Annotated in this window: 24 protein-coding genes; 17 read left to right on the forward strand and 7 right to left on the reverse strand. The window is 32.0% G+C overall.

The annotated features are described in order from the left end of the window. The first annotated feature begins 38 nt into the window (after positions 1 to 38). Together JC605_RS02545 and JC605_RS02550 are read left to right on the forward strand one after the other, a co-directional pair. Positions 39 to 713, forward strand: a complete 675-nt coding sequence (locus tag JC605_RS02545) for an MBL fold metallo-hydrolase (protein WP_198854734.1) — start codon at positions 39 to 41, stop codon at positions 711 to 713. Between the two features lie 73 nt (positions 714 to 786). Then, positions 787 to 1,494: a hypothetical protein gene (locus JC605_RS02550; RefSeq protein WP_198854735.1), complete on the forward strand. Its 708-nt coding sequence runs from the start codon at positions 787 to 789 to the stop codon at positions 1,492 to 1,494. On the opposite strand, the gene JC605_RS02555 is transcribed toward JC605_RS02550, so the two are convergent. Next, positions 1,478 to 2,458: a tetratricopeptide repeat protein gene (locus JC605_RS02555; RefSeq protein WP_198854736.1), complete on the reverse strand. Its 981-nt coding sequence runs from the start codon at positions 2,456 to 2,458 to the stop codon at positions 1,478 to 1,480. The genes JC605_RS02550 and JC605_RS02555 overlap by 17 nt on opposite strands. Positions 2,459 to 2,501: 43 nt before the next feature. Continuing rightward, positions 2,502 to 2,978, reverse strand: a complete 477-nt coding sequence (locus JC605_RS02560) for a TspO/MBR family protein (protein WP_198854737.1) — start codon at positions 2,976 to 2,978, stop codon at positions 2,502 to 2,504. A gap of 152 nt (positions 2,979 to 3,130) precedes the next feature. Here JC605_RS02560 and JC605_RS02565 point away from each other — a divergent pair, with 152 nt between their 5' ends. From JC605_RS02565 to JC605_RS02585, 5 genes are all read left to right on the forward strand, one after another. Next, entirely contained in the window at positions 3,131 to 4,231 is a 1,101-nt protein-coding gene (locus JC605_RS02565; RefSeq protein WP_198854738.1) for a diphosphomevalonate/mevalonate 3,5-bisphosphate decarboxylase family protein, read from the forward strand. Between the two features lie 50 nt (positions 4,232 to 4,281). Continuing rightward, positions 4,282 to 5,220: a mevalonate kinase gene (locus tag JC605_RS02570; RefSeq protein WP_111379584.1), complete on the forward strand. Its 939-nt coding sequence runs from the start codon at positions 4,282 to 4,284 to the stop codon at positions 5,218 to 5,220. A gap of 67 nt (positions 5,221 to 5,287) precedes the next feature. Next, complete coding sequence (locus tag JC605_RS02575) at positions 5,288 to 5,878, forward strand: DUF502 domain-containing protein (protein WP_198854739.1); 591 nt, start codon at positions 5,288 to 5,290, stop codon at positions 5,876 to 5,878. Positions 5,879 to 5,938: 60 nt separating this feature from the next. Further along, positions 5,939 to 6,895, forward strand: a complete 957-nt coding sequence (locus tag JC605_RS02580) for a geranylgeranylglycerol-phosphate geranylgeranyltransferase (protein WP_198854740.1) — start codon at positions 5,939 to 5,941, stop codon at positions 6,893 to 6,895. A 202-nt stretch (positions 6,896 to 7,097) separates the two neighbouring features. Further along, positions 7,098 to 8,006, forward strand: a complete 909-nt coding sequence (locus JC605_RS02585; protein WP_198854741.1) for a pseudouridine synthase — start codon at positions 7,098 to 7,100, stop codon at positions 8,004 to 8,006. Positions 8,007 to 8,070: 64 nt separating this feature from the next. On the opposite strand, the gene JC605_RS02590 is transcribed toward JC605_RS02585, so the two are convergent. Both JC605_RS02590 and JC605_RS02595 read right to left on the reverse strand, forming a co-directional pair. Next, positions 8,071 to 8,673 (reverse strand): DUF937 domain-containing protein, encoded by a 603-nt coding sequence (locus JC605_RS02590; RefSeq protein WP_198854742.1) that lies wholly within the window; start codon positions 8,671 to 8,673, stop codon positions 8,071 to 8,073. Positions 8,674 to 8,947: 274 nt separating this feature from the next. Beyond that, complete coding sequence (locus tag JC605_RS02595) at positions 8,948 to 9,448, reverse strand: DUF456 domain-containing protein (RefSeq protein WP_198854743.1); 501 nt, start codon at positions 9,446 to 9,448, stop codon at positions 8,948 to 8,950. 153 nt (positions 9,449 to 9,601) lie between these two features. On the opposite strand from JC605_RS02595, the gene JC605_RS02600 reads away from it, so the two are divergent. Then, positions 9,602 to 10,087, forward strand: coding sequence for a hypothetical protein (locus tag JC605_RS02600; protein WP_198854744.1), 486 nt, complete (start codon positions 9,602 to 9,604; stop codon positions 10,085 to 10,087). Positions 10,088 to 10,099: 12 nt separating this feature from the next. On the opposite strand, the gene JC605_RS02605 is transcribed toward JC605_RS02600, so the two are convergent. Then, positions 10,100 to 11,203 (reverse strand): glycosyltransferase, encoded by a 1,104-nt coding sequence (locus JC605_RS02605; RefSeq protein WP_198854745.1) that lies wholly within the window; start codon positions 11,201 to 11,203, stop codon positions 10,100 to 10,102. Continuing rightward, positions 11,200 to 12,144, reverse strand: coding sequence for a lysylphosphatidylglycerol synthase domain-containing protein (locus JC605_RS02610; RefSeq protein WP_198854746.1), 945 nt, complete (start codon positions 12,142 to 12,144; stop codon positions 11,200 to 11,202). Before JC605_RS02610 ends, JC605_RS02605 begins: the two co-directional genes overlap by 4 nt. Before the next feature lie 120 nt (positions 12,145 to 12,264). On the opposite strand from JC605_RS02610, the gene JC605_RS02615 reads away from it, so the two are divergent. The 9 genes from JC605_RS02615 to JC605_RS02655 all read left to right on the forward strand — a co-directional run bounded on the left by JC605_RS02615 (position 12,265) and on the right by JC605_RS02655 (position 19,207). Beyond that, on the forward strand, positions 12,265 to 14,040 hold the full coding sequence (locus JC605_RS02615; RefSeq protein ID WP_198854747.1) for a WG repeat-containing protein: 1,776 nt from the start codon (positions 12,265 to 12,267) through the stop codon (positions 14,038 to 14,040). Between the two features lie 5 nt (positions 14,041 to 14,045). Further along, positions 14,046 to 14,600: a crossover junction endodeoxyribonuclease RuvC gene (ruvC, locus tag JC605_RS02620; RefSeq protein ID WP_111288456.1), complete on the forward strand. Its 555-nt coding sequence runs from the start codon at positions 14,046 to 14,048 to the stop codon at positions 14,598 to 14,600. Between the two features lie 87 nt (positions 14,601 to 14,687). Next, complete coding sequence (hemW, locus tag JC605_RS02625; RefSeq protein WP_198854748.1) at positions 14,688 to 15,818, forward strand: radical SAM family heme chaperone HemW; 1,131 nt, start codon at positions 14,688 to 14,690, stop codon at positions 15,816 to 15,818. 118 nt (positions 15,819 to 15,936) lie between these two features. Further along, a complete protein-coding gene (locus tag JC605_RS02630) occupies positions 15,937 to 16,314 on the forward strand; it encodes a GxxExxY protein (protein ID WP_198854749.1) in 378 nt (125 codons plus the stop codon). Between the two features lie 51 nt (positions 16,315 to 16,365). Next, entirely contained in the window at positions 16,366 to 17,133 is a 768-nt protein-coding gene (locus JC605_RS02635; protein WP_198854750.1) for a cyclase family protein, read from the forward strand. Positions 17,134 to 17,268: 135 nt separating this feature from the next. Further along, a complete protein-coding gene (locus JC605_RS02640) occupies positions 17,269 to 17,670 on the forward strand; it encodes a GNAT family N-acetyltransferase (RefSeq protein ID WP_198854751.1) in 402 nt (133 codons plus the stop codon). Continuing rightward, positions 17,667 to 18,017 carry a DUF4260 domain-containing protein gene (locus JC605_RS02645; RefSeq protein ID WP_198854752.1) on the forward strand — a complete coding sequence of 117 codons (351 nt, stop codon included), beginning with the start codon at positions 17,667 to 17,669 and terminating at the stop codon, positions 18,015 to 18,017. The genes JC605_RS02640 and JC605_RS02645 overlap by 4 nt, the downstream gene beginning before the upstream one ends. A gap of 6 nt (positions 18,018 to 18,023) precedes the next feature. After that, positions 18,024 to 18,392 (forward strand): MmcQ/YjbR family DNA-binding protein, encoded by a 369-nt coding sequence (locus JC605_RS02650; protein WP_198854753.1) that lies wholly within the window; start codon positions 18,024 to 18,026, stop codon positions 18,390 to 18,392. A 110-nt stretch (positions 18,393 to 18,502) separates the two neighbouring features. Continuing rightward, a complete protein-coding gene (locus JC605_RS02655) occupies positions 18,503 to 19,207 on the forward strand; it encodes a PH domain-containing protein (protein WP_198854754.1) in 705 nt (234 codons plus the stop codon). A 184-nt stretch (positions 19,208 to 19,391) separates the two neighbouring features. Here the strand turns inward: JC605_RS02655 and JC605_RS02660 are convergent, their stop codons facing one another. Further along, the gene (locus JC605_RS02660) at positions 19,392 to 20,492 is read right to left on the reverse strand and encodes a DUF4407 domain-containing protein (protein ID WP_198854755.1); all 1,101 of its coding nucleotides are present in this window, start codon (positions 20,490 to 20,492) and stop codon (positions 19,392 to 19,394) included. Positions 20,493 to 20,649: the final 157 nt, after the last annotated feature.

Below are 20,649 nucleotides of genomic sequence, written 5' to 3' on the forward strand. Positions count from 1 at the left end.
TGGAATTCAAATCTTTGTCAAAATAAAATTTGAAAAAGATGAAGAATATTGCCCAAGACGTTTACCAAATCCCTTTATTTCCAAGAAATGCCATTAATTGTTATGTAATTGAAGATGTTTTAATTGATGCAGGAATTCGAACTTCAGCAAATACAATTTTAAAAACTTTAAAAAACAAAACGGTAACCAAACACGCCTTAACGCACGCCCACGCCGATCATCAGGGAAGCAGTAAAGTAATCTGTGAAACCTTGAATATTCCGCTTTTATGTAGCGAACCTGAAAAAGAATTTGCCGAAAACGGAAATGTAATTACAGAATACTCAAATCCGAATCATTTTATTTCAAAATTTCAGAAGAACTTTTGGGCAGGAAAAGGACATCCAGTTTCTCAAATCTTAAAAGAAGGCGATCAAATTGGTGGATTCACAGTTATCGAAACTCCAGGACATTCAAGCGGACATATCTCTTTTTTCAGAGAAAAAGATCGTGTTTTAATTGTTGGAGATGTGATGACCAATATGAACCTTTTAACTACAAAAGTCGGTTTACATGAACCACCACATTTGTTTACTGCTGACAAAGAAACCAATAGAAAATCCATTCTAAAATTGGCTTCGCTAAAACCAAAAATACTTTGTTTTGGTCACGGGCCTGTTTTATTTAATAATGGAGAATTAGAGAAATTCAAAAATTCTATTTTATTTAATTAACAAGAATTTACAGATTCTGTAAGTTTTCGTTAAGACTATTCTAATAATTTTACTCTCAACTAATTAATCCTATATGAGAGTAAAATTACTTACCACAATTTCTATTTTTACTTATCAGCTCAGCGTTTCTCAAACAGAAAAACTATTAAACGGAAAAGTTCTTGCGCAAAACATTCCGCTTAATAAAGTAGAGGTGATTAACAAAACAGCTAAAACTAGCACAAGAACAAATGAGCTAGGTGAATTTTCAATTTTAGTCCGTCCACAAGACAGCCTGCTTTTTTACTCCAAAGACTATTTCTTTAAAAGATTTAAAATTTCTCAGGAAAACATAGATCAAAACAACATGGTTGTAAATATGATTTTGAAACCTGAAGAATTGAATGAAGTTTTAATAACTAAGGTTGAATTTGACAAAGTTAAGATTAGTGCTGATGACGTTGCAGATGTATTAATAAGTAAAAATGCCAAAGATTTATTCTGGAACACAGGGGTTAATGATAATACAATAAGAGAAGCGCTTCGAGTTTCGTTTCCTTTAAAAGGTAGGCAGAAGAAAACAATTGAAATTGCCGACGACCGTTTTAAGAAACTGATAATAGCTTATTGCCCTCCCGATTTTTTTATTAAAAATTTAAAAATAAAATCGGAAGAAAAGGAACTTTTCATTGATTTTTGCGACTCAGATCCGAAATCAAAAACGCTTCTGGAGAACCCAAATGTTTTGACTATTATGGATTTCTTGTATACTAAAAACGAAGAATTTAAGAAACTGGAGTAGACTTTTTCCGCTTGCTCCATTTTATAAAAAACACAACAAAAGCAATTAATAAAATTAGTATTATTCCCGAAAGGATAATAATAATTGTTTCAATTTGAGATATATAACCTGAATATATGTTCCCTTTGCTTTCTCTTAATGCACGAAGTTGAGAACCGTAACTTTGAGCTCTTTCACTATAGTAGTCAATTTCACCTTGGGCGCTATTGATCATTCTTTCTACAATCAAATCTCCCTCATAACCATAATTTCTTGCAGTTCTGTAAGTCTCAAGCGCACTGTTATTTTTTCCTAACAATTCTGCAAGATTGCCAAGTTCAAATAGTAGAATAGAAATAATTTTATCTTTTGGCTCTATAAACGACATTCTTTCATTTACCTGAAAATAAATTGATTGTGCCAATTCCTCAATCTCTTTTTGAGACAGTTTTGTTTTAGGCTCACGTGAAGTTCCAAAATTTGTATTAATTAAAAACTGACCTGAAACATCCTTTAAATTCTTGACTTTTGCTTCTAATATTTTCAAGTGAAGCCATTCTGATCCTTCATGAGATTTGGGATTTATAACAATAGACTTTTTAATCCAATTGTAGGCTTTTTGGTTTTCACCCATTAATTCATAAAGTGTTCCTAAATTAGATGCTGTGGAATATCTATTAGGTTTAATTTTTTCAATGTTAAGATATAATTTTAAAGCTTCATCATATTTTCCCAGAACAATTAAAAGATATCCTTTATCAGATAGATAATCTAGATCTTTCGTCTTCTTATATAAACTGTCAAGTTCAATAATCAATCTTGGAAAATCTCCCTTGAAAAAGTAATGTCCCTGAGGATTATTTCCATCATAATCTTGATAGGCATAAGCTCCATTTTTTAAAATTTTGGTTTCACCATTCAAACAAGCAAAAGCTTTAAATGATATCAAAACTAAAACAGTAATAAAAACCTTTAATGTATTCATAAAGTAAACGCATTGATTAAACCTGAAACCTGAACCTAAAATTTTACTTATTCAACCACCAAATACTGGCATTCAAAACAGTAGCAAATCCAACCCATGCTAAATATGGGATTAATAAATAACCCGAAATTTTATTGATTTTGATGAATTTTAAATACGTTTCATAAATCATCAGCCATAAAAGCACGATTTCGATTAAAGCTAACATCGGATTTTTTAGTCCGAAGAATAAATAAGACCATATTGAATTTAAAATCAATTGAATTATAAAGAATAGCAATGCTTTTTTTACTTCTTCTGTATTTTCTTTTATTTTATCCCAAACTAATGCCGCAGCAATTGCCATAAAAATATAAAGCACTGTCCAAACTGGCATAAAAATCCAATTCGGCGGATTAAAAACTGGTTTTTCCAACGTTATGTACCAAGTCTCAATACTTGGTCTTGTAACCAAACTCGCAGAATATCCTACTGTTAAACAAATTACTAATGCTATGGCGATCTTTACGAACTTATTCATGGTATTAAATTTTGAATTCAAAAATAGTCAAAAGAAAAGTTTAAACCATATAAGTGATGTAAGTTCATTTTAGCAAATTCCGCTTATAATTTCTTATATAACTTATATGGTTGAAAAATGAAAAAGTTATCTTTGCCAAAATTTATACTTTCATGTTTACAGCAGCCTATTTTATACCAAATTCATATACTTCAACAATAGAAAAAGGAAACTTTGAATGGAGTGCGCCAAGCAACATTGCTTTGGTAAAATACTGGGGGAAAAAAGACAACCAGATTCCAGCAAATCCTTCTGTTAGTTTTACTTTAAATAACTGTAAAACAATAACAAAACTTGCCTTTTCTAAAAAAGACGCTTCGACTCCGCTTAGCGGGACAAATAGTTTTTCTTTTGATTTACTTTTTGAAGGAAAACCAAAAGAAGATTTCAAACCAAAAATTCAGAAGTTTTTGGAAAGAGTTGAGGTTTATCTGCCGTTTTTGAAAGACTATCATTTTACAATCGATACTCAAAATACATTTCCGCACAGCTCAGGAATTGCTTCTTCGGCTTCTGGAATGGCGGCTTTGGCAATGAATTTTATGAGCTTGGAAAAACAGCTGAATCCTGAAATGACTGACGAATATTTTTATCAAAAAGCTTCATTTCTAGCTCGTTTAGGCTCTGGAAGTGCCTGTCGAAGCGTAAAAGGAAATGTGGTAGTTTGGGGAAATCAGGAAAATATTGAAGGAAGCACAGATTTATTTGGAGTTGAATTTCCATATACAATTCATGAGAACTTCAAGAATTATCAAGATACTATTTTATTGGTTGACAAAGGCGAAAAACAAGTTTCCAGCACTGTTGGACATGATTTAATGCACAATCATCCATATGCTGAAAGACGTTTTGCTCAAGCGCATGAAAATCTAGATAAATTGATTGCTATTTTTGAAAGTGGAAACTTAGACGAATTCATCAAAGTTGTAGAAAGTGAAGCATTGACACTACACGCTATGATGATGACATCGATGCCATATTTCATTTTAATGAAACCAAATACGCTTCAAATCATAAATGCAATCTGGAAATTCAGAAATGAAACCCAGATTCCGGTGTGTTTTACACTTGATGCCGGTGCCAATGTCCATGTACTGTATCCTGAAAACGTTAGCGAAAAAGTACTTCAATTTATTCAGGACGAATTAGTTGTATTTTGTCAGAATAGTCAATACATTTGCGACAAAATTGGACACGGTGCAATTGCATTATAATTTTCCGTATCTTTAGTTAAATTTTTTATTAGAAAGACATAAAATAAATCATGAAAGGACCACTATTTTACTCAAAAATATTACTCTTTGGAGAATACGGAATTATCCGCGACTCTAAAGGACTTTCTATCCCTTATAACTTTTACAATGGCGCTTTAAAAAAATCTGAAGAGCCTACAGAAGAAGCGATTTCATCAAACAGAAGCTTAAGAAGTTTTGCTTCTTACCTTGAGGTATTGCATACTCAACAGCCAGAATTGGTTACTTTTGATTTAGAAACACTTCAGAACGATGTTGAAACTGGAATGTATTTCGACTCAAGTATTCCGCAAGGATATGGTGTTGGAAGTAGTGGTGCACTTGTTGCAGCTATTTACGATAAATATGCTACCAACAAAATCACTGTTCTAGAGAATCTTACTCGTGAAAAATTATTACACTTAAAAAATATATTTTCTCAAATGGAAAGCTTTTTCCACGGAAAAAGCTCTGGTTTAGATCCTTTAAACAGCTATTTGAGTATTCCAATCCTGATTAATTCTAAAGATAACATTGAAGCAACTGGAATCCCAACTCAGAGTTTTGACGGAAAAGGTGCTGTGTTTTTATTAGATTCAGGAATTGTGGGCGAAACGGCTCCTATGGTCAGCATTTTTATGGAAAACCTAAAAGACAAAGGTTTCCGTGCTATGCTTAAAAACCAGTTTGTGAAATATACAGATGCCTGCGTAGAAAACTTTTTACACGGCGATATGAAATCATTATTTACCAATACTAAAAAGCTTTCTAAAGTTGTTTTAAATCACTTTAAACCAATGATTCCGGAACAATTTCACGGAATCTGGCAACACGGAATAGATACTAACGATTATTACCTAAAACTTTGCGGTTCTGGCGGTGGCGGTTATATTCTTGGTTTTACCGAAGATTTAGAACGTGCTAAAGCTTCTTTGAAAGACTACAAATTAGAAGTTGTTTATCAATTTTAATTTCCTAAAAAACGATAATTATTTGAATAGACTGTCCTAAAAATTTAACCTAAAAAAGTTACTGAATATGAATAGTATTTTAAAGATTATCAAAGCAACTTTTTTAGGTGGAATTCTGTTTCTAGTACCATTGGTTGTACTAATAATTGTTTTAGAAAAAGGATATGGTCTTGTACAAAAAACTACACTGCCACTCGTAAGCACTTTACCGAAAGTTAGTGTTTTAGGACTTGCGATCCAGGAACTTGTTGGAATATTAATCATAATTCTAATTTGTTTTATTGCTGGATTGCTCGCAAAAACTGCGGCAGCTGAAAAATTAGTTCAGAAATTAGAAGATGGTATTTTAAGTTTTGTTCCTGGCTATTCATTTATGAAAAGCATGAATGAAAATATATTAGGTTTTGAATCTAAAGAAGATTTAAAAGTAATTATGGTGCCAACAGATGCGGGTTGGCAATTTGCCTTTTTGATTGAACAGATAAGCGAGAATGTATTTACTGTTTTTATTCCAGACGCACCAAATCCTTGGAGCGGATCGGTAGTTTTTGTAGAAAAAAAAGACATACGAGAAATTGAAATAACCCAAAAACAAGCCTTAGCCTGTATTCGAAAGTTGGGTTATGGTTCTAAAGAATTGTTAAAAAACAAACTCTAAATTTTTGAATTAAAAAATATCTTTTAACTTCCCTAACCTAATCCATTCAAAACAAACTTTATGTTAAGCAGACAGCAAAAACTTTTAATGATGAAAATTGTTAGTCTGTTCTCTGTGGTTAGAGGTTATAACATTCCAATTATTGTTTTAGCACAGTATTTATCGGCAATTTTTATACTTGCGCCAGAAATTAGAGCGTTGGATATTCTACTAGATTTTTACTTATTTCTAATTGTTTTTGCTTCGGCGATTACCATTGCTTCAGGATATATTATCAATAATTTTTACGACTCCCAAAAAGACTTAATCAATAGACCAAACAAATCGATGTTGGATCGTTTGGTTAGTCAGAAAACAAAGCTAAATGTGTACTTTAGTTTAAACTTTCTTGCTGTAATTATGGCATCGATCGTTTCTTGGCGCGCATTTTTGTTCTTTTCTGTCTATATTTTCATGATTTGGTTTTATTCTCATAAAATCAAAAAGTATCCAATTATCGGAAACCTAATGTCTGCATTGCTGGCTGTCACGCCATTTTTTGCCATTTTATTGTATTTCTACAACAAAATTTCGTTTGAAGAAATAGAAAATCATATGAGTCATTTTGTAGTGATTTCTGCGCATGCGGTTTTCTTGTTTTTACTTTTGCTAATTCGTGAAATGATTAAAGATCTAGAAAATCTAAAGGGCGATTTAGTAACCGATTATAGAACAATTCCTGTTTTGTACGGAGAAAAAATTTCTAAACAAATCATTACAGCTTTAACCATTTTAACGATCGTTCCTGTTTATGTTTTAGTAAACATACACGATGTTGGTTATATGGATATCTACTTTTATGCCTCCTTTGGAGTTTTACTTTTCTTCTTGATTTATTTATGGAAATCTGACTCTAAAGAACAATATCTAAGACTTCATAATGTCCTTAAATTCCTAATTGTATCAGGCGTTTGCTGTATTGTTCTGATTAATCCAAGTGTCTTATGGCATGGTCGTGAATTGATTTCGAATTATTAAGTTTTTTTCTTCCACAGAGATTCACAAAGTATTTCTGTGTAATTCTATGAAATTCTTTGTGAATCTCTGCGGAATAATCTATTACAAAAAAGCCAATTGTATTGCTTCTTAACATCTTAAAATAAAACGCTATTAATCTAAGAACATTGAACTTAAGATTTATTAGCAGGAAAAAACTATCTTTGCACAAATTAATGATTCTATGAACAACAAGGAAGGCAATAATAAAAGAGGCGGATCTAGACCAAATAGCTCAAGACCAAACTCTAGCAAGCCAAAACCTCCTATGGCTAAGCGCGCGCAAGGGCCTAAAAAAGTAAAACCTGAAGTTAAGGCAGCACAGGAAGCAGCAGCTGAAAAATTTAGAAAACAAAATCAGCCTGCAAAGAGACAGAAGGCTTCAGATGAAATTCGTTTGAACAAATACATCTCTAATTCTGGTGTTTGTTCTCGTCGTGATGCTGACATTTACATTCAGTCTGGAAACGTAAAAGTAAACGGTAATGTAGTTACCGAAATGGGTTATTTGGTAAAACTGAATGATGTTGTAAATTTTGACGGTGTTACACTAACTCCTGAAAAGAAAGAATATATTTTATTGAATAAGCCTAAAAACTTCACGACTGCTCTTGATGAAGGTCAGGAATATCGTAACGTTCTAGAACTTGTTCGTGGCGCTACAAATGCAAAAATTGCTCCTGTAGGAAGAATGGACAAGAATACAACTGGTTTATTATTGTTTACTAACGATACTGATATGATTCGTAAGTTTACATTACCAAATCAGAAATCTTCTAAAATCTATCAGGTTTCTTTAGACAAAAACTTGAAGTTTGAAGATTTAGAAAAAATTAGCAAAGGTTTAGTTCTTGACGGGCACCGCGTTTTTGTTGAAGAAGTAAGCTATATTGATAATGAACCAAAAAGCGAAGTCGGCCTTAAATTACGTACAGCTAACGTAAAGGTGGTACGTTCTATTTTTGAATCTTTCGAATACAATGTATTACGTATTGACCGTGTTTCGTTTGCTGGACTGACCAAAAAGAATCTTCCTCGCGGAAACTGGCGCTTTTTGACCGATCAAGAAGTTATCAATTTGAAAAACGTGTAATCGCTTTTCAAATTAAATTATAAATGAATCCTGTTTTCTTCTAGAAAATGGGATTTTTTATTTTTTAGAAACTAAAGAAATTATGTCCGAAAAGGGTAAAAATAGATCTTCCGATAGATTGGTTTTTATCTTCTACAGTTTCGTAAGATGAAAAACCTAGGATGATTTTTATTCCGGGAGGAATGCTGTTTAAAATATCTCTTTTTTGGTCTTCTAAAAGGAGTTTTAAACTTTCTATTAATTGAAGATTGTATCTTAAGTAAGACATTACTAGTAATGCTGAAAAGTTAAGTATTTCTCTAGCGGTTTCGCTTTTTATGCCAACTTCATTTGAGACCATTTCTGAAATTCTGCCTTTTTTGTTTGAGAATAGTTCTTTCAGTAAAACATTTCCCTCTAAACGGTAACAGTCGTCGACTGATAAAATTCTGCCTGCATTAAAATCTACTTCTTGATAAAAAGTGGAATCTTCTTGGATTAGTGAAACGATTTCAGAATAAAAATCAGATTCTTCGGCTTTGTTGTAGAGTCCCATTAAAATTGTACCGATCGAGACGTCTATTCCCTTTATTAAAAGTGCATCATTCTCAAAATAAAACTTGTTTAACTTGGAGACAACATTAGAAGAAATAAAGCGTCTAAGTTCAATTTGTAGGTTTGGGGTCATACTCATAACTTAAAAAATGATTATTTATACTTATTTAAAATAACCGATAAAGTGAGGCTTTTTATCGTTTATCGTGATAAAAATATAAAATATTTTAACATTTCCAAAAATTAAGTTAAAAATTTACCTTCTTAATAACCAGCCGTTAACATAAAAAACGCTTTAACACTAGTAAACTCAACCCTTTCGTACTCAAATAAAAAAGAAAAAAAGTTAAGAAAAGTTTTATGTTTATTTTTTGCAACAACGCTAAAAAGCTTAAAATGTTATAAAATTAAAATAAAATGTTTCGATATTCCCACACAATATTTAAAAATATGCCCAAATAAACGACTGCAAACAGAAAATTAACAAAACTCGAAGCAATGAATCCTAATAGCGATCCAGTAGCTGCTTTTATAGCTCTTTTATGATTTTTGGAATCGTATATTAATTCTCCAATTAAAGCGCCTAGAAAGGGTCCAATTATAATCCCGAACGGAATTGGAGCTATAATTCCGACAATCAAACCAATGTTGGTTCCCCAGACGCCGTAAGAACTTCCTCCAAATTTTTTAGTCCCTTTTGCTGGAATTACATAATCTAATATAGTAATGCTTACCATTAGAACGAAAGTGATTCCTAAAACCCAATAGTTATTTGCAACAGCTTTGGTAAGATACAGCAAAAGCAATCCTACCCAAGAGCTCGATAATCCTGGAAGAACAGGAATAAAACTTCCAAAAATGCCAACAATCATACATATAAAACCCAAAATGAGCAGTAATAAATCCATATTTTTTTGATAAATTTGTTCTTACAAAGTACCATTTTATTCTTTGCTGTACAAATCCCCAAATGTATTCTCGCAAAGATTAAGATTCCAATAGTATTAAAGTTTCTCAGAAAAATAAATCGTATTTTTGTTCATTCATTCAACATCAAAATCTTGAGGCAGTTTTTTCTTCTTTTTATATGCGTAGCTTTTCATTCTTGTCAATATTTTGAGAAGCAGGTTCCGTCTGAAAAAGAGTTACTTCAGAAAGAATTAAAATCAATTAATTGGAAAGAAGTTGATGAATATCCCTCTGTTCCAGATTGTGATAAAATTGCTGATAAAAAGCTTCGCCAGCAATGTTTTTTTGAGGTAATGTCTGGCCTTATTCAAGAAAAACTAAATGTTGATACTCTTTCGATTTTATATCCAGAATTGGATACGATCGAAGTAAAAGTAACCGTTTTTCCAAACTCTACTATGAAGTTTGAACCTCAGTTTCCTAAAGATTCTGTAGCTTACGATACCATAAAAATTGACAGTATTCTGCATGCTCGTCTTGTGGATTTCCCGAAAGTAAATCCAGCCATAAAACGTGGTATTCCTGTAAAAACACAGTTTATTTTGCCTGTTATTCTAAAAGCAAAAGAAGAAAAATAACTTGATTTAAAGCTATTTCTTAAACTTTCGGCCTTTCCATTCATAAGAACCGACCAAACTATACAAAGCCACAGCCGAGCTAAAAAAAGGATATAACAAACTGCTTAATAAAAGGCTTTTAATTCTCGTTTTCCTCAAAAATTGATTGGTTATTAAAAGCAAAACAAAATCAATAAAAAACTTAGAAAAAGCAAAAAGCACAAAAATTGGATAGGACCAAACTCCGAAAAGAAACAAGAAAAATCCAATTACAAAACTTAAATTTCCGAAGAAAACAATCAATCCCAAGAATTTACCGAAAGTACTTTTATACGAACTGGTTTTGGCCGCCCAGCGTACTCTTTGATAAAACAATGATTTCCAATTTTCTGTTGGTTTTGTAATTACAATTGCTTCTTCAGCTTTTAAATAATGAACTTCATTTGGAAATTTTTCAATTGTTTTTTGGAGTAAAAAAACATCATCTCCACTGGCAATTTCATCATTCCCTTCAAAACCGTTTAAGCTTTCAAACAATGTTTTTGTGTAAGCAAAATTGGCTCCATTACACATAAATCCATTATTCAAACCAAAACTTCCAATTGTCGCACCTTGTAAACTTGTTAAATCCAATTGCTGAAAATGATCTAAAAAAGAATTTTCGCATTTGTATGTTACAGCACCTGCAAGCATTGAAACTTTATTCTCCTGAATGTAATTATCAAATGTCAAAAGCCAATTTTCAGAAACAGTACAATCAGCATCTGTAGTAATAACCCAGTCGGTTTTTACATGTTGCATTGCCGTGGTAATGGCGTCTTTTTTAGGAGAATTTGAAACCCGAATATTATCGATTATCGAAACTTGGAATTTGGAATTTAAAACTTGGAATTTTTCTATAGAATTATCATCAACCAAAATCACTTCAAATAAATCTGTCGGATAATTTAAGTTCGAAATGCTGTTTAAAAGATTTGGAAGATTTTCTTCTTCATTCCGAAACGGAACTACAATAGTAAAACTTGTTTGCGGCTTTAAATCTGTTTTTGGGTATTTTTTGACTTTGAAAAATCCATAAACAAGCAAACTGATGCTAAAAACATAAATTGCTAATATGGAAAATAATCCAGAAATCATTCTTTTGTTTTGGTTCTAAAATTAAGTACAAAATAACTTCCTAAAACTACTGGAAGAACAACATTTAAGAACCACATTAATGTACTGATGAAAATTACAATCCATTCGTTTACGCCCAAAATTCCGAAGAAATATATGGCAACACTTCCTTTTACTGCAAAATCCAAAAATTGAAATGTCGGTAGCGAAGAAGCCAAAAAGTAAACCGATGTAATCGCAGCCATCAAGGTTAAATAAGGCAAATCGACATCAAAACCTAAAAATAAAAAGTAATATTGATGCGAGAAAACCAAGTAACGGCAAATGCCTAAAAAGATATTTTTCTGATGAACGGATTTAGGAATTTCATTGATTTTATGAATTAGTTTTTCAATTGAATAGCCCTTTACTTTTATCTTTTTAATTGAAAATAAAATAATCAGAAGCAATACAAATCCGCCAAAGAAGATTAAAACAGTTCTGGTTGTAATTACATTAAATTGTGCATTAAAATAAAGCAATCCGAAAATTCCAAAAATGATCGTTAAAATCATCTGGATTCCGTTGCAAATCAGGTTTAAGAAAACCACTCTTTTGGCTTCCGATTTTGGATAATACAACGCTTTTCCAGCATACTCTCCCACTCCATTTGGCGTAAAAATTCCTGCTGTCAAAGCAGCCAAAACCTGTTTTGTGGCTTCATAAACCGATATTTTATGAATTACTTCTGCCAGATTCTGCCATTTCAAAATCTCGAAATAACGATTCAAAACACTCAAAAGCAAGATAAACGAAATCCCTAAAACCGACTGGTTTTTCTTGAACAAAACAATAAACTTCTGCCAGTCCAATTTGTCATTGTTAGCCAACTGATTGTAAATAAAATAAAATGCGCCGCCAACAATTAAAAGTTTGGCCAGAAGAACTAGGAATTGCTTAGCTTTGTGTGGAATTGAAATCATGCCGCAAAAGTAAAGCTATTTCACAAAGATTCACGAAGAAATCACAAAGATACACGGAGAAAATAAAAACTTTGTGAATCTCTGTGTTAACTTGGCGAAATTTTTTGTAACCAACTAAGAATGAAACAAGAACGCATCATATTTGTTTTTTTATTAATGCTAATGATTTCATGTAGCAAAATTGACAATAATGTGCCAAAACAGTATGTTAGAATCATGGGCAAAGGCTCTTGGGGATATAATGATGAAAAAGGAAATGTAATTATTCCTTTAGGAAAATATAAATTCCTAAATCCAATAGATGAGAAAGGAATGATATTAGCCGAATTAAAGAACAAACATGGCTACATTGACATTCATGAAAATGTAATTGTTCCTTTTGATTATGATGATATTAGCCTATTTAGTCAAAATTTAGCATGTGTAAAAAAGGGCAATAAATATGGTTTTGTTGATCGAAACGGAAAAATTGTAATTCCCATTCAATTTGAAGATGAAACATATTTTCAAAAAACAGGATTAGCTCTGGTAGAGAAAAATAAACTGTATGGCTTTATAAATAAACAAGGAAAGGAAATAATTCCTATCATTTATCAAAACGCAAACGAAGGTACAGCAGACAGTTTAGTTTCTCTGAATAAAAAAGGAGAATGGGCATTTTTTGATTCGTTTGGAAAGCAAAAATCTGATTTTATTTATGATGAAATTGCTTTAACTAATATTAGTGTTGGCGGAGAAAGCGAAAGTACCTTTTGGAAGAATGGATTGATCTTAGTTCGAAAAAACAAACAAATTGCTTATTTGGATAAAAACTTAAAAGAAGTAGTTTCTTTTGGAAAATACAACACCGGTGAAAGATTCAATAAAAATAGAATTGCCATTGTTTCTAAAAATCATAAATATGGGATCATTGATGAATTTGGAAAAGAACGCGTAAAACCAGAATATGATACTATAGAACACCCTGAAGAATCATATCATGAATCTGAAATTTTTGTTGCAAAAAAGGGCAATTATTTGGTTTTACTTGATAAGAATGGAAAGAAAATTTACGACAAGATAAAAGACTTTTCATTTGATCATGCATCCTTAGGAAACAAGATCCAAAAAATTTACCATATTCAGGACTTAAATGGAAAATATGGTGCAATTAATACCACAGGAGAATTAGTAATTCCTATTATGTATGATGAATTTCGAGATTTTAGAAGCAATAACAATGCAATCGTAAAATATAAGGGTAAATTTGGACTTGTTGATTTGAACAACAAAATCACTTATCCTATTGACAACGAAGAAATCGAGCAAAATAGTCGGGATTTAGCTTATTATATCATAAAGAAAAATGGTAAAGTTGGAATCATTAATAAAGAATTAAAAACAATAATAAATTTTGATTATCAAGATTTACAGCCCTGTTTTTATGACCAGATTAATAAATTTATCGCCAAGCAAAATGGTTTATATGGTGTTATAGATAGGTTGGGCGGAATTATTATTCCTTTTCAGTATACCCAAATGTCAAATTGGGTAGAATATGGTCCTGGCTCGAACTTTCATTTCGTAACAAAAGATAAAAAACAAGGTTTAATTACTAAAGAAGGAAAAACCGTTATCCCAGTAATCTATGATAGTCTTTTTTATGATAGTGATAAAATAATTATTCTATCTAAAAATGGTCAATATGGTGTTGTTACGATTCAAAATAAACAGGTAATTCCATTTATGTATGAAAAAATATATCTGGAGCCTAGTTTCTTTTCAAAGAAAAAAGAAACTGAATTTTATGTCTTGAAGAATGGTAAATATTCGATAATAAACGATAAAAATGAAGTAATTAAATCGGATCTTTCCAAAAATGAAGTAGAAAATAAATTCTCTTATTATTACAATTAAAAAAATTGACACAAGAACGCATCATATTAGGTATTGACCCTGGAACCACAATTATGGGGTTTGGATTGATTAAAGTAATCAATAAAAAAATGGAATTTTTGCAATTAAACGAATTGCAATTGTCCAAATACGACAATCATTACCAAAAACTAAGAATCATTTTTGAAAGAACCATCGAATTAATTGAAACACATTGTCCAGACGAAATTGCGATTGAAGCACCTTTCTTTGGCAAAAACGTACAATCAATGCTGAAACTAGGCCGTGCACAAGGTGTTGCAATGGCAGCAGGACTTTCAAGAGGAATTCCTATTACGGAATACGAACCTAAAAAGATAAAAATGGCGATTACCGGAAACGGAAATGCCAGCAAAGAACAAGTTGCCAAAATGCTACAACAGCTTTTAGGCTTAAAAGAATTACCAAAAAATCTCGATTCTACAGATGGTTTGGCAGCTGCGGTTTGTCATCACTTTAATTCTGGGAAAGTTGTCGCGGGAAAAAGCTATTCGGGTTGGGATGCTTTTGTGAAACAAAACGAGGATCGGGTGAAAAAATAAGTCAATGTGCCAATTTGATAATTAGATAATTCTGTAGACAACGAATAAATTATCTAATTGACACATTCTCTAATTATCTAATTAAAAATGTCAGGAATTTACATTCACATACCTTTTTGCAAGCAAGCTTGCCATTATTGCGACTTTCATTTTTCAACTTCAATGAAAAAGAAAGACGATATGGTTTTGGCATTAGCCAAAGAAATTGGCATGCGTAAAAATGAGTTTGAAAATGAGATTGTAGAAACCATTTATTTTGGCGGAGGAACTCCCTCGGTTTTGTCAAATGACGAAATAAATTTTTTAATTTCTGAAGTTTATAAGAATTACAAAGTTGTAGAAAATCCAGAAATAACGCTTGAGGCCAATCCTGATGATTTGTCTCCTGAAAGAATTTTAGAATTATCTAAAAGCCCAATAAATCGTTTAAGCATCGGAATTCAGTCTTTTTACGAAGACGATTTGAAAATGATGAATCGCGCTCATAATTCGGCGGAAGCCAAAAAATGTTTGGAAGAAGCAACAAAATATTTTGACAATATTTCGCTCGATTTGATTTATGGAATTCCAGGATTGAGTGACGAAATGTGGAAGCAGAATATTCAAACTGCTTTGGATTTTGGCATTCCGCATATTTCAAGTTATGCTTTGACCGTTGAGCCTAAAACGGCTTTAAGCAAATTGATTCAAACTGGAAAAATTGCCGAACCACAGGATGAAGTCGCTTCTAACCATTTTATGATTTTGGTTGAAATGCTTCAAAAAAATGGTTTTATACATTACGAATTATCCAATTTCGGGAAAGAGAATTATTTCTCTAAAAACAATTCGGCGTATTGGCTGGGCAAAAAATATATCGGAATTGGTCCTTCGGCACATAGTTATGATGGTGAAAAAAGAGGCTGGAATATTGCCAATAATTCTCTGTATTTAAAAGCGATTCAAAACGAAGAACTTCCTATTGAAACAGAAATATTAACCATTTCAGATCGTTATAATGAATATATTATGACAGGATTACGAACCATTTGGGGCGTTTCTTTAGAAAGAATTGAAAAGGAATTCGGTTCAGAATATTTGAATTATTTATTAGAACAATCTCAAAAGTTCTTAAACGACGATTTACTTTCTATAGAAAACAATATTTTAAAACCCACTCCAAAAGGAAAATTTTTAACGGATGGAATTGCTTCAGATTTGTTTTATGTTGAAAGTTAAGTTTAACCGCAAAGTTCGCTAAGGTTTACGCAAAGAACGCAATCTATTTTTTTTGTAGGAATAAATCTATATTTTTAAGGCGCAAGTATTATATTTGAAGCTTTTAAATATTGATTTTATGCCCGAAAATGATTTATCACGAATTGTGTTTCATTCAGCTTTGAAGGTTCATCAAACTTTAGGACCTGGACTTTTAGAAAGTGCTTATGAAGAATGTCTATTTTATGAGTTAAAAAAATTTAACTTGACAGTTGAAAAACAAAAGGCTCTACCATTAATTTACGAAGATGTAAAATTAGATGTTGGTTATCGATTAGATATTTTAGTAGAAAATAAACTAATTTTGGAAATAAAGTCTGTAGATTGCTTAAATGAAGTTCATTTTGCTCAACTATTGACTTACTTAAAATTAACAAATTGCAAACTAGGCTTATTAATAAATTTTAATGTTGCATTACTAAAACATGGAGTTAAAAGAATAGCAAACAATCTTTAATAAAATCCTAGCGACCTTTGCGTAAACCTTAGCGAACCTTGCGGTTAAATTATGATAGCAAAAATCAACAACTTCGAAATTGACTTATCAAAACCCATTGATATTTCTATTCCTTTAACCAATACAGATGAAAATCCGATTGCTTGGTATATTGAAAAACCGGTCATTGAACCAGTAGTTTTTGGCGACTGGATTGGTAAAGTTTCAGAAGGAAAATCATCTACTAATTTCAATAATATTTTCTTCAATCCGCATGGACACGGAACGCATACGGAATGTTTAGGTCATATTACGAATGATTTTTACAGCATTAATCAATCGCTAAAACAGTTTTTCTTTTTTGCTAAACTAATTACAGTTGAACCTGAAAAAATTGGAGATGATTTTGTGATTACAAAAGAACAGGTTCAAAAAGCTTTAAGCGCTTCGACTTCGCTCAGCGTGACAAATGAGGCTTTAATTATAAGAACAGTTCCAAATCAAAAAGAAAAGAAATCAAGAAAATATTCGAATACAAATCCACCATATTTGTCTGAAGAAGCCGCGATTTTCATCCGCGAAAGCGAAATTCAGCATTTATTGATCGATTTGCCAAGTGTAGACAAAGAACATGACGAAGGAAAATTATTAGCACACAAAGCGTTTTGGAATGTAAAAGACACGCACAAGGTAAATCCAGATGCAAGATTTAATGCTACAATTACTGAAATGATTTATGTTTCAGACGAAATTGAAGACGGAAATTATATCCTAAATCTCCAAATCGCTTCGTTTGAAAATGATGCTAGCCCATCAAAACCAATTTTATATACGATTTAAGGTTTGCCACGAATTTCTTTTTTATTTTGCCACAGATTAAAAAGATTTGCACAGATTTAATCATTTTAATCCTTTAATCTGTGGCAAAAAAATTAGTGCAAATTCGTGTAATTAGTGACAAAAAAACTAAACAATATGATTACTGTTTCTACAGATAAAACAAAACTCGACGTTCCGTTTATACAGAACTTTTTAAAAGACATTTATTGGGCTGCGGGACGAACCATGGAAGAAGTCCAACGTACGATTGATGCTTCTGTCTGTTTCGGAATTTATTTAGATGGTAAACAAGTTGGTTTTGCGCGAGTCATAACTGATTATGTTGTGTTTGCTTATTTAATGGATGTTTTTATTACTGAAGAGCATCGCGGAAAAGGGTTTTCATCCATTTTAATTGAAGCTCTGATGAACGACCCTCAATTGCAAGAAGTTAAAATCTGGCGATTAGCAACTACCGACGCTCACTTTTTATACGAGAAGTTCGGATTTACAAAACTGAATCATCCTGAAAAGATGATGGAAAAAATAATAAAATGAAAACAGTTTTAAAACTTGAGGAAGTCGCTTTATTTGTTCTCGGAATATTTTTATTCAACCGTTTAAATTATGAATGGTGGTGGTTTTTGGTTTTAATTTTAGCTCCCGATTTATCTATGATTGGCTACGCTTTTGGAAACAAGATCGGAGCACTTCTATACAACATCTTTCACCATAAAGGAATAGCACTTTTAATTTATGCCGCTGGCTGTTATTTAAATATTGAAATTGCGCAGTTAGCAGGAATTATTTTATTTTCACATTCTGCAATGGATCGTATTTTTGGCTATGGTCTCAAATACGAAAAAGGTTTTAAATACACACATTTAGGTGAAATTGGTAAATAAACAATTATGAATTTAGAAACGTTTTACGAATATTGTTTGTCGAAAAAAGGAGTAAGTGAGCACTTTCCTTTTGATGAAGATACGCTGGTTTTTAAAGTAGGCGGAAAAATGTTTGCTTTGTCTTCTCTTTCGCAATGGGAAAAAAATGAGCAATCGACAAATTTAAAATGTGATCCAGAACGCGCACAGGAACTCAGAGCAGAATATGACGAGATACAACCGGGTTTTCATATGAGTAAAGTACATTGGAATACTGTGGCTTTAAACGGAGGTTTGCCTGATAAATTCGTGAAAGAACTTATAGATCATTCGTACGAATTAGTTTTCAAAAGTTTGACAAAGAAAATTCAAATTGAAATAACCGACTCGAGATAAAATTTTTATCGAACAGGCGAAGCAATTAGAAAATTAGGCATTACATTTGCATCGTTAGAAAAAAATCTTAGCAACTTAGTTACAGTGTGACTTAGCAACTTATAACAATCATGAAAGAACAATTTAAAAAATTTCTGAACGAAGAACAAGATCCAAAAGCGATTGAAAAAATCACTTCGAAACTTACAGATTTATTAATGAAAGGCGAAGAGGTTGGATATATCGCAGTGCAGAAAAAACCCGCTATTACTGTTTTTCCAGATAGTATAATCTTAACCAATAAACGTATTATTATTTGCACGCCTAAAAATTTAGGTCTTTCAATGAATTTTACAGATTATACTTGGGATGATATTACAAGCTCATTTGTAAAAGAAAATATTTTAGGTTCTGAATTTTCATTTAGCACTAATACTGACCTGATTCTTTCTATAGATTATATTCCGAAAATTCAGGCTAGAAAAATGTATACCTATGCTAAAGAACAATTAGATTTATTAAAAAATCCTGTTCAGGCAACAGCTCCAGTTCAAGAAATTGTAGAAGAAGCAGAAGTTGAAGACGAAATAGAAGAAATAGAAACTGAAGAAGTAACTAGTTTTGCTGAAATTTTACCAGCTGCGCCAGCTGTTACAGAAACTTATGAACCGCTTCCAACTCAGCCAACTCAACCAGCTGGAGAACGCAGATTAAGCGATTTATCTAAAGAAGAACTTTTTGATAAATTACAGAATTACAAAAAACTTCTTGACAATGGTCTAATCATGCAAGGAGAATATGACGCTTATAAAAAAGAGATTTTAAGCTATATGTAGGTTAGTCTTAAAGTCAAAAGTCGAAAGTCTTAAAGTATTTTTAAGTCGTAAAGCCGAAAGTCAAAAGTCTTAAAGTTTTCTTCTCTTTATAAATAAAAAAGCCAGAAATAGAAATTCTATTTCTGGTTTTCTTTTTTTAAGTCTCTACATCGACTTTATGACTTTAGACTTTCCAACTTTCGACTTATAAAGTCGCCTTCTGTTTTTCTACAAATTTATGCGATTGCAGTTCTAGCAATTCTTTTGCATTCTTTCGCTGAAGGTCAAATAATCCTTTGTCTTCTGCAATGTCAGCGTAGACTCTATCATGCATTTCGGCGCTTGTTTTTATCAGTAAATCACGTTGGTATTTATTTTGTGCCAATGTTGCTTTCATTGCTGTTTCGGCTTCTTCTTGCTTGAAGTCGAATTCTCCTTTTGGTGCTAATAATTTAGCAATAATAGGCGATGTTTCAATTGCCAGAAACAACAGCATAATAAAAAATGATGGCAGCCAAGGCAGTTTATTCAATGCATTAATACGCGCCATTAGTCCGTCGAAACATTCAATGATTGGCTGCGTTTGCGAAACCTTTTTGTCTAAATCGGCTTGCAGCTGTACACCTGCTTTTTCTTTTTCGGCAATTTTAGCTTCGTTGGTCTTTTTCAGCGTTTCGAATTCTTTTAAAGCAGCATCGTGTTTTTCTCGCTTCTCTTTATAAACTGGTCCTTTGCCTAGCTTTTTAGTTCCAGCAGTTCCTTCTGCTTCGGTAATATAAACCGAATACAAATCGTTTACTTCTTTCTCTTTCTTTACAATATCAGCTTTTAAAGTGGCAATTTCTGCTTTATTTTTATCTAAGTCTGTTTTGAAATATGTTCCAATTTGTTTCTTGTTGGCCAATTCCATTTCGTTTTTCTCTTTAAGCAAAACGGTATTGATTTCTTTTTCGAAGATTTTAATCTCCAAAGGTTTCGAAATTACAATAGCAATAATAATAGCCAAAGCAATACGCGGAGTTGCTTGCAAAAATTCGTCTAAGAAACGATCTCTTTTCTTAATAGTAGAAACAATGAATCGGTCTAAATTGAAGATTAGTAAACTCCAAACAAATCCGAAAATTAAAGCTGGATAAATAGAATCGAAAACGGTAAAAAGTGCATAAGCACTGGCTAGAAAAGCCATTACTGCTGTAAAGAACACCGTGGCTCCAATACCAACATATTTGGTTTGTTCGCCTTCTGAGCAGTCTTTCAGGATGTCTCGGTCGACTCCTGAACATAGAATAAAAAATTGTTTTAACATGATTGATGATTTTTGATTAAGATGATACGGCAAATTTAGCGCCAAAAATTTAATTCTCAGGCAAATAGTCAATTTGTTTTTAATCGATTCTATAAAATTTCTTTTTTTTAAATGTTATTTTAACATTAATCTATCTCTAATGTTGGCCGGGAATCAT

It is taken from the genome of Flavobacterium sp. IB48 (assembly GCF_016405855.1).
GTDB classification, from domain to species: domain Bacteria; phylum Bacteroidota; class Bacteroidia; order Flavobacteriales; family Flavobacteriaceae; genus Flavobacterium; species Flavobacterium ginsengisoli.

Excerpts from the sequence above, each read along its gene's own strand:
- JC605_RS02615 (WP_198854747.1), top strand. The coding sequence starts at position 12,265 with ATGAAACAAGAACGCATCATATTTGTTTTTTTATTAATGCTAATGATT.
- JC605_RS02575 (WP_198854739.1), top strand. The coding sequence starts at position 5,288 with ATGAATAGTATTTTAAAGATTATCAAAGCAACTTTTTTAGGTGGAATT.
- JC605_RS02635 (WP_198854750.1), top strand. The coding sequence starts at position 16,366 with ATGATAGCAAAAATCAACAACTTCGAAATTGACTTATCAAAACCCATT.
- JC605_RS02645 (WP_198854752.1), top strand. The coding sequence starts at position 17,667 with ATGAAAACAGTTTTAAAACTTGAGGAAGTCGCTTTATTTGTTCTCGGA.
- JC605_RS02545 (WP_198854734.1), top strand. The coding sequence starts at position 39 with ATGAAGAATATTGCCCAAGACGTTTACCAAATCCCTTTATTTCCAAGA.
- JC605_RS02655 (WP_198854754.1), top strand. The coding sequence starts at position 18,503 with ATGAAAGAACAATTTAAAAAATTTCTGAACGAAGAACAAGATCCAAAA.
- JC605_RS02595 (WP_198854743.1), bottom strand. The coding sequence starts at position 9,448 with ATGGATTTATTACTGCTCATTTTGGGTTTTATATGTATGATTGTTGGC.
- JC605_RS02605 (WP_198854745.1), bottom strand. The coding sequence starts at position 11,203 with ATGATTTCTGGATTATTTTCCATATTAGCAATTTATGTTTTTAGCATC.
- JC605_RS02610 (WP_198854746.1), bottom strand. The coding sequence starts at position 12,144 with ATGATTTCAATTCCACACAAAGCTAAGCAATTCCTAGTTCTTCTGGCC.
- JC605_RS02660 (WP_198854755.1), bottom strand. The coding sequence starts at position 20,492 with ATGTTAAAACAATTTTTTATTCTATGTTCAGGAGTCGACCGAGACATC.
- JC605_RS02640 (WP_198854751.1), top strand. The coding sequence starts at position 17,269 with ATGATTACTGTTTCTACAGATAAAACAAAACTCGACGTTCCGTTTATA.
- JC605_RS02585 (WP_198854741.1), top strand. The coding sequence starts at position 7,098 with ATGAACAACAAGGAAGGCAATAATAAAAGAGGCGGATCTAGACCAAAT.
- hemW (WP_198854748.1), top strand. The coding sequence starts at position 14,688 with ATGTCAGGAATTTACATTCACATACCTTTTTGCAAGCAAGCTTGCCAT.
- JC605_RS02650 (WP_198854753.1), top strand. The coding sequence starts at position 18,024 with ATGAATTTAGAAACGTTTTACGAATATTGTTTGTCGAAAAAAGGAGTA.
- JC605_RS02580 (WP_198854740.1), top strand. The coding sequence starts at position 5,939 with ATGTTAAGCAGACAGCAAAAACTTTTAATGATGAAAATTGTTAGTCTG.
- JC605_RS02630 (WP_198854749.1), top strand. The coding sequence starts at position 15,937 with ATGCCCGAAAATGATTTATCACGAATTGTGTTTCATTCAGCTTTGAAG.
- JC605_RS02570 (WP_111379584.1), top strand. The coding sequence starts at position 4,282 with ATGAAAGGACCACTATTTTACTCAAAAATATTACTCTTTGGAGAATAC.
- JC605_RS02560 (WP_198854737.1), bottom strand. The coding sequence starts at position 2,978 with ATGAATAAGTTCGTAAAGATCGCCATAGCATTAGTAATTTGTTTAACA.
- JC605_RS02555 (WP_198854736.1), bottom strand. The coding sequence starts at position 2,458 with ATGAATACATTAAAGGTTTTTATTACTGTTTTAGTTTTGATATCATTT.
- JC605_RS02550 (WP_198854735.1), top strand. The coding sequence starts at position 787 with ATGAGAGTAAAATTACTTACCACAATTTCTATTTTTACTTATCAGCTC.
- JC605_RS02565 (WP_198854738.1), top strand. The coding sequence starts at position 3,131 with ATGTTTACAGCAGCCTATTTTATACCAAATTCATATACTTCAACAATA.
- JC605_RS02590 (WP_198854742.1), bottom strand. The coding sequence starts at position 8,673 with ATGACCCCAAACCTACAAATTGAACTTAGACGCTTTATTTCTTCTAAT.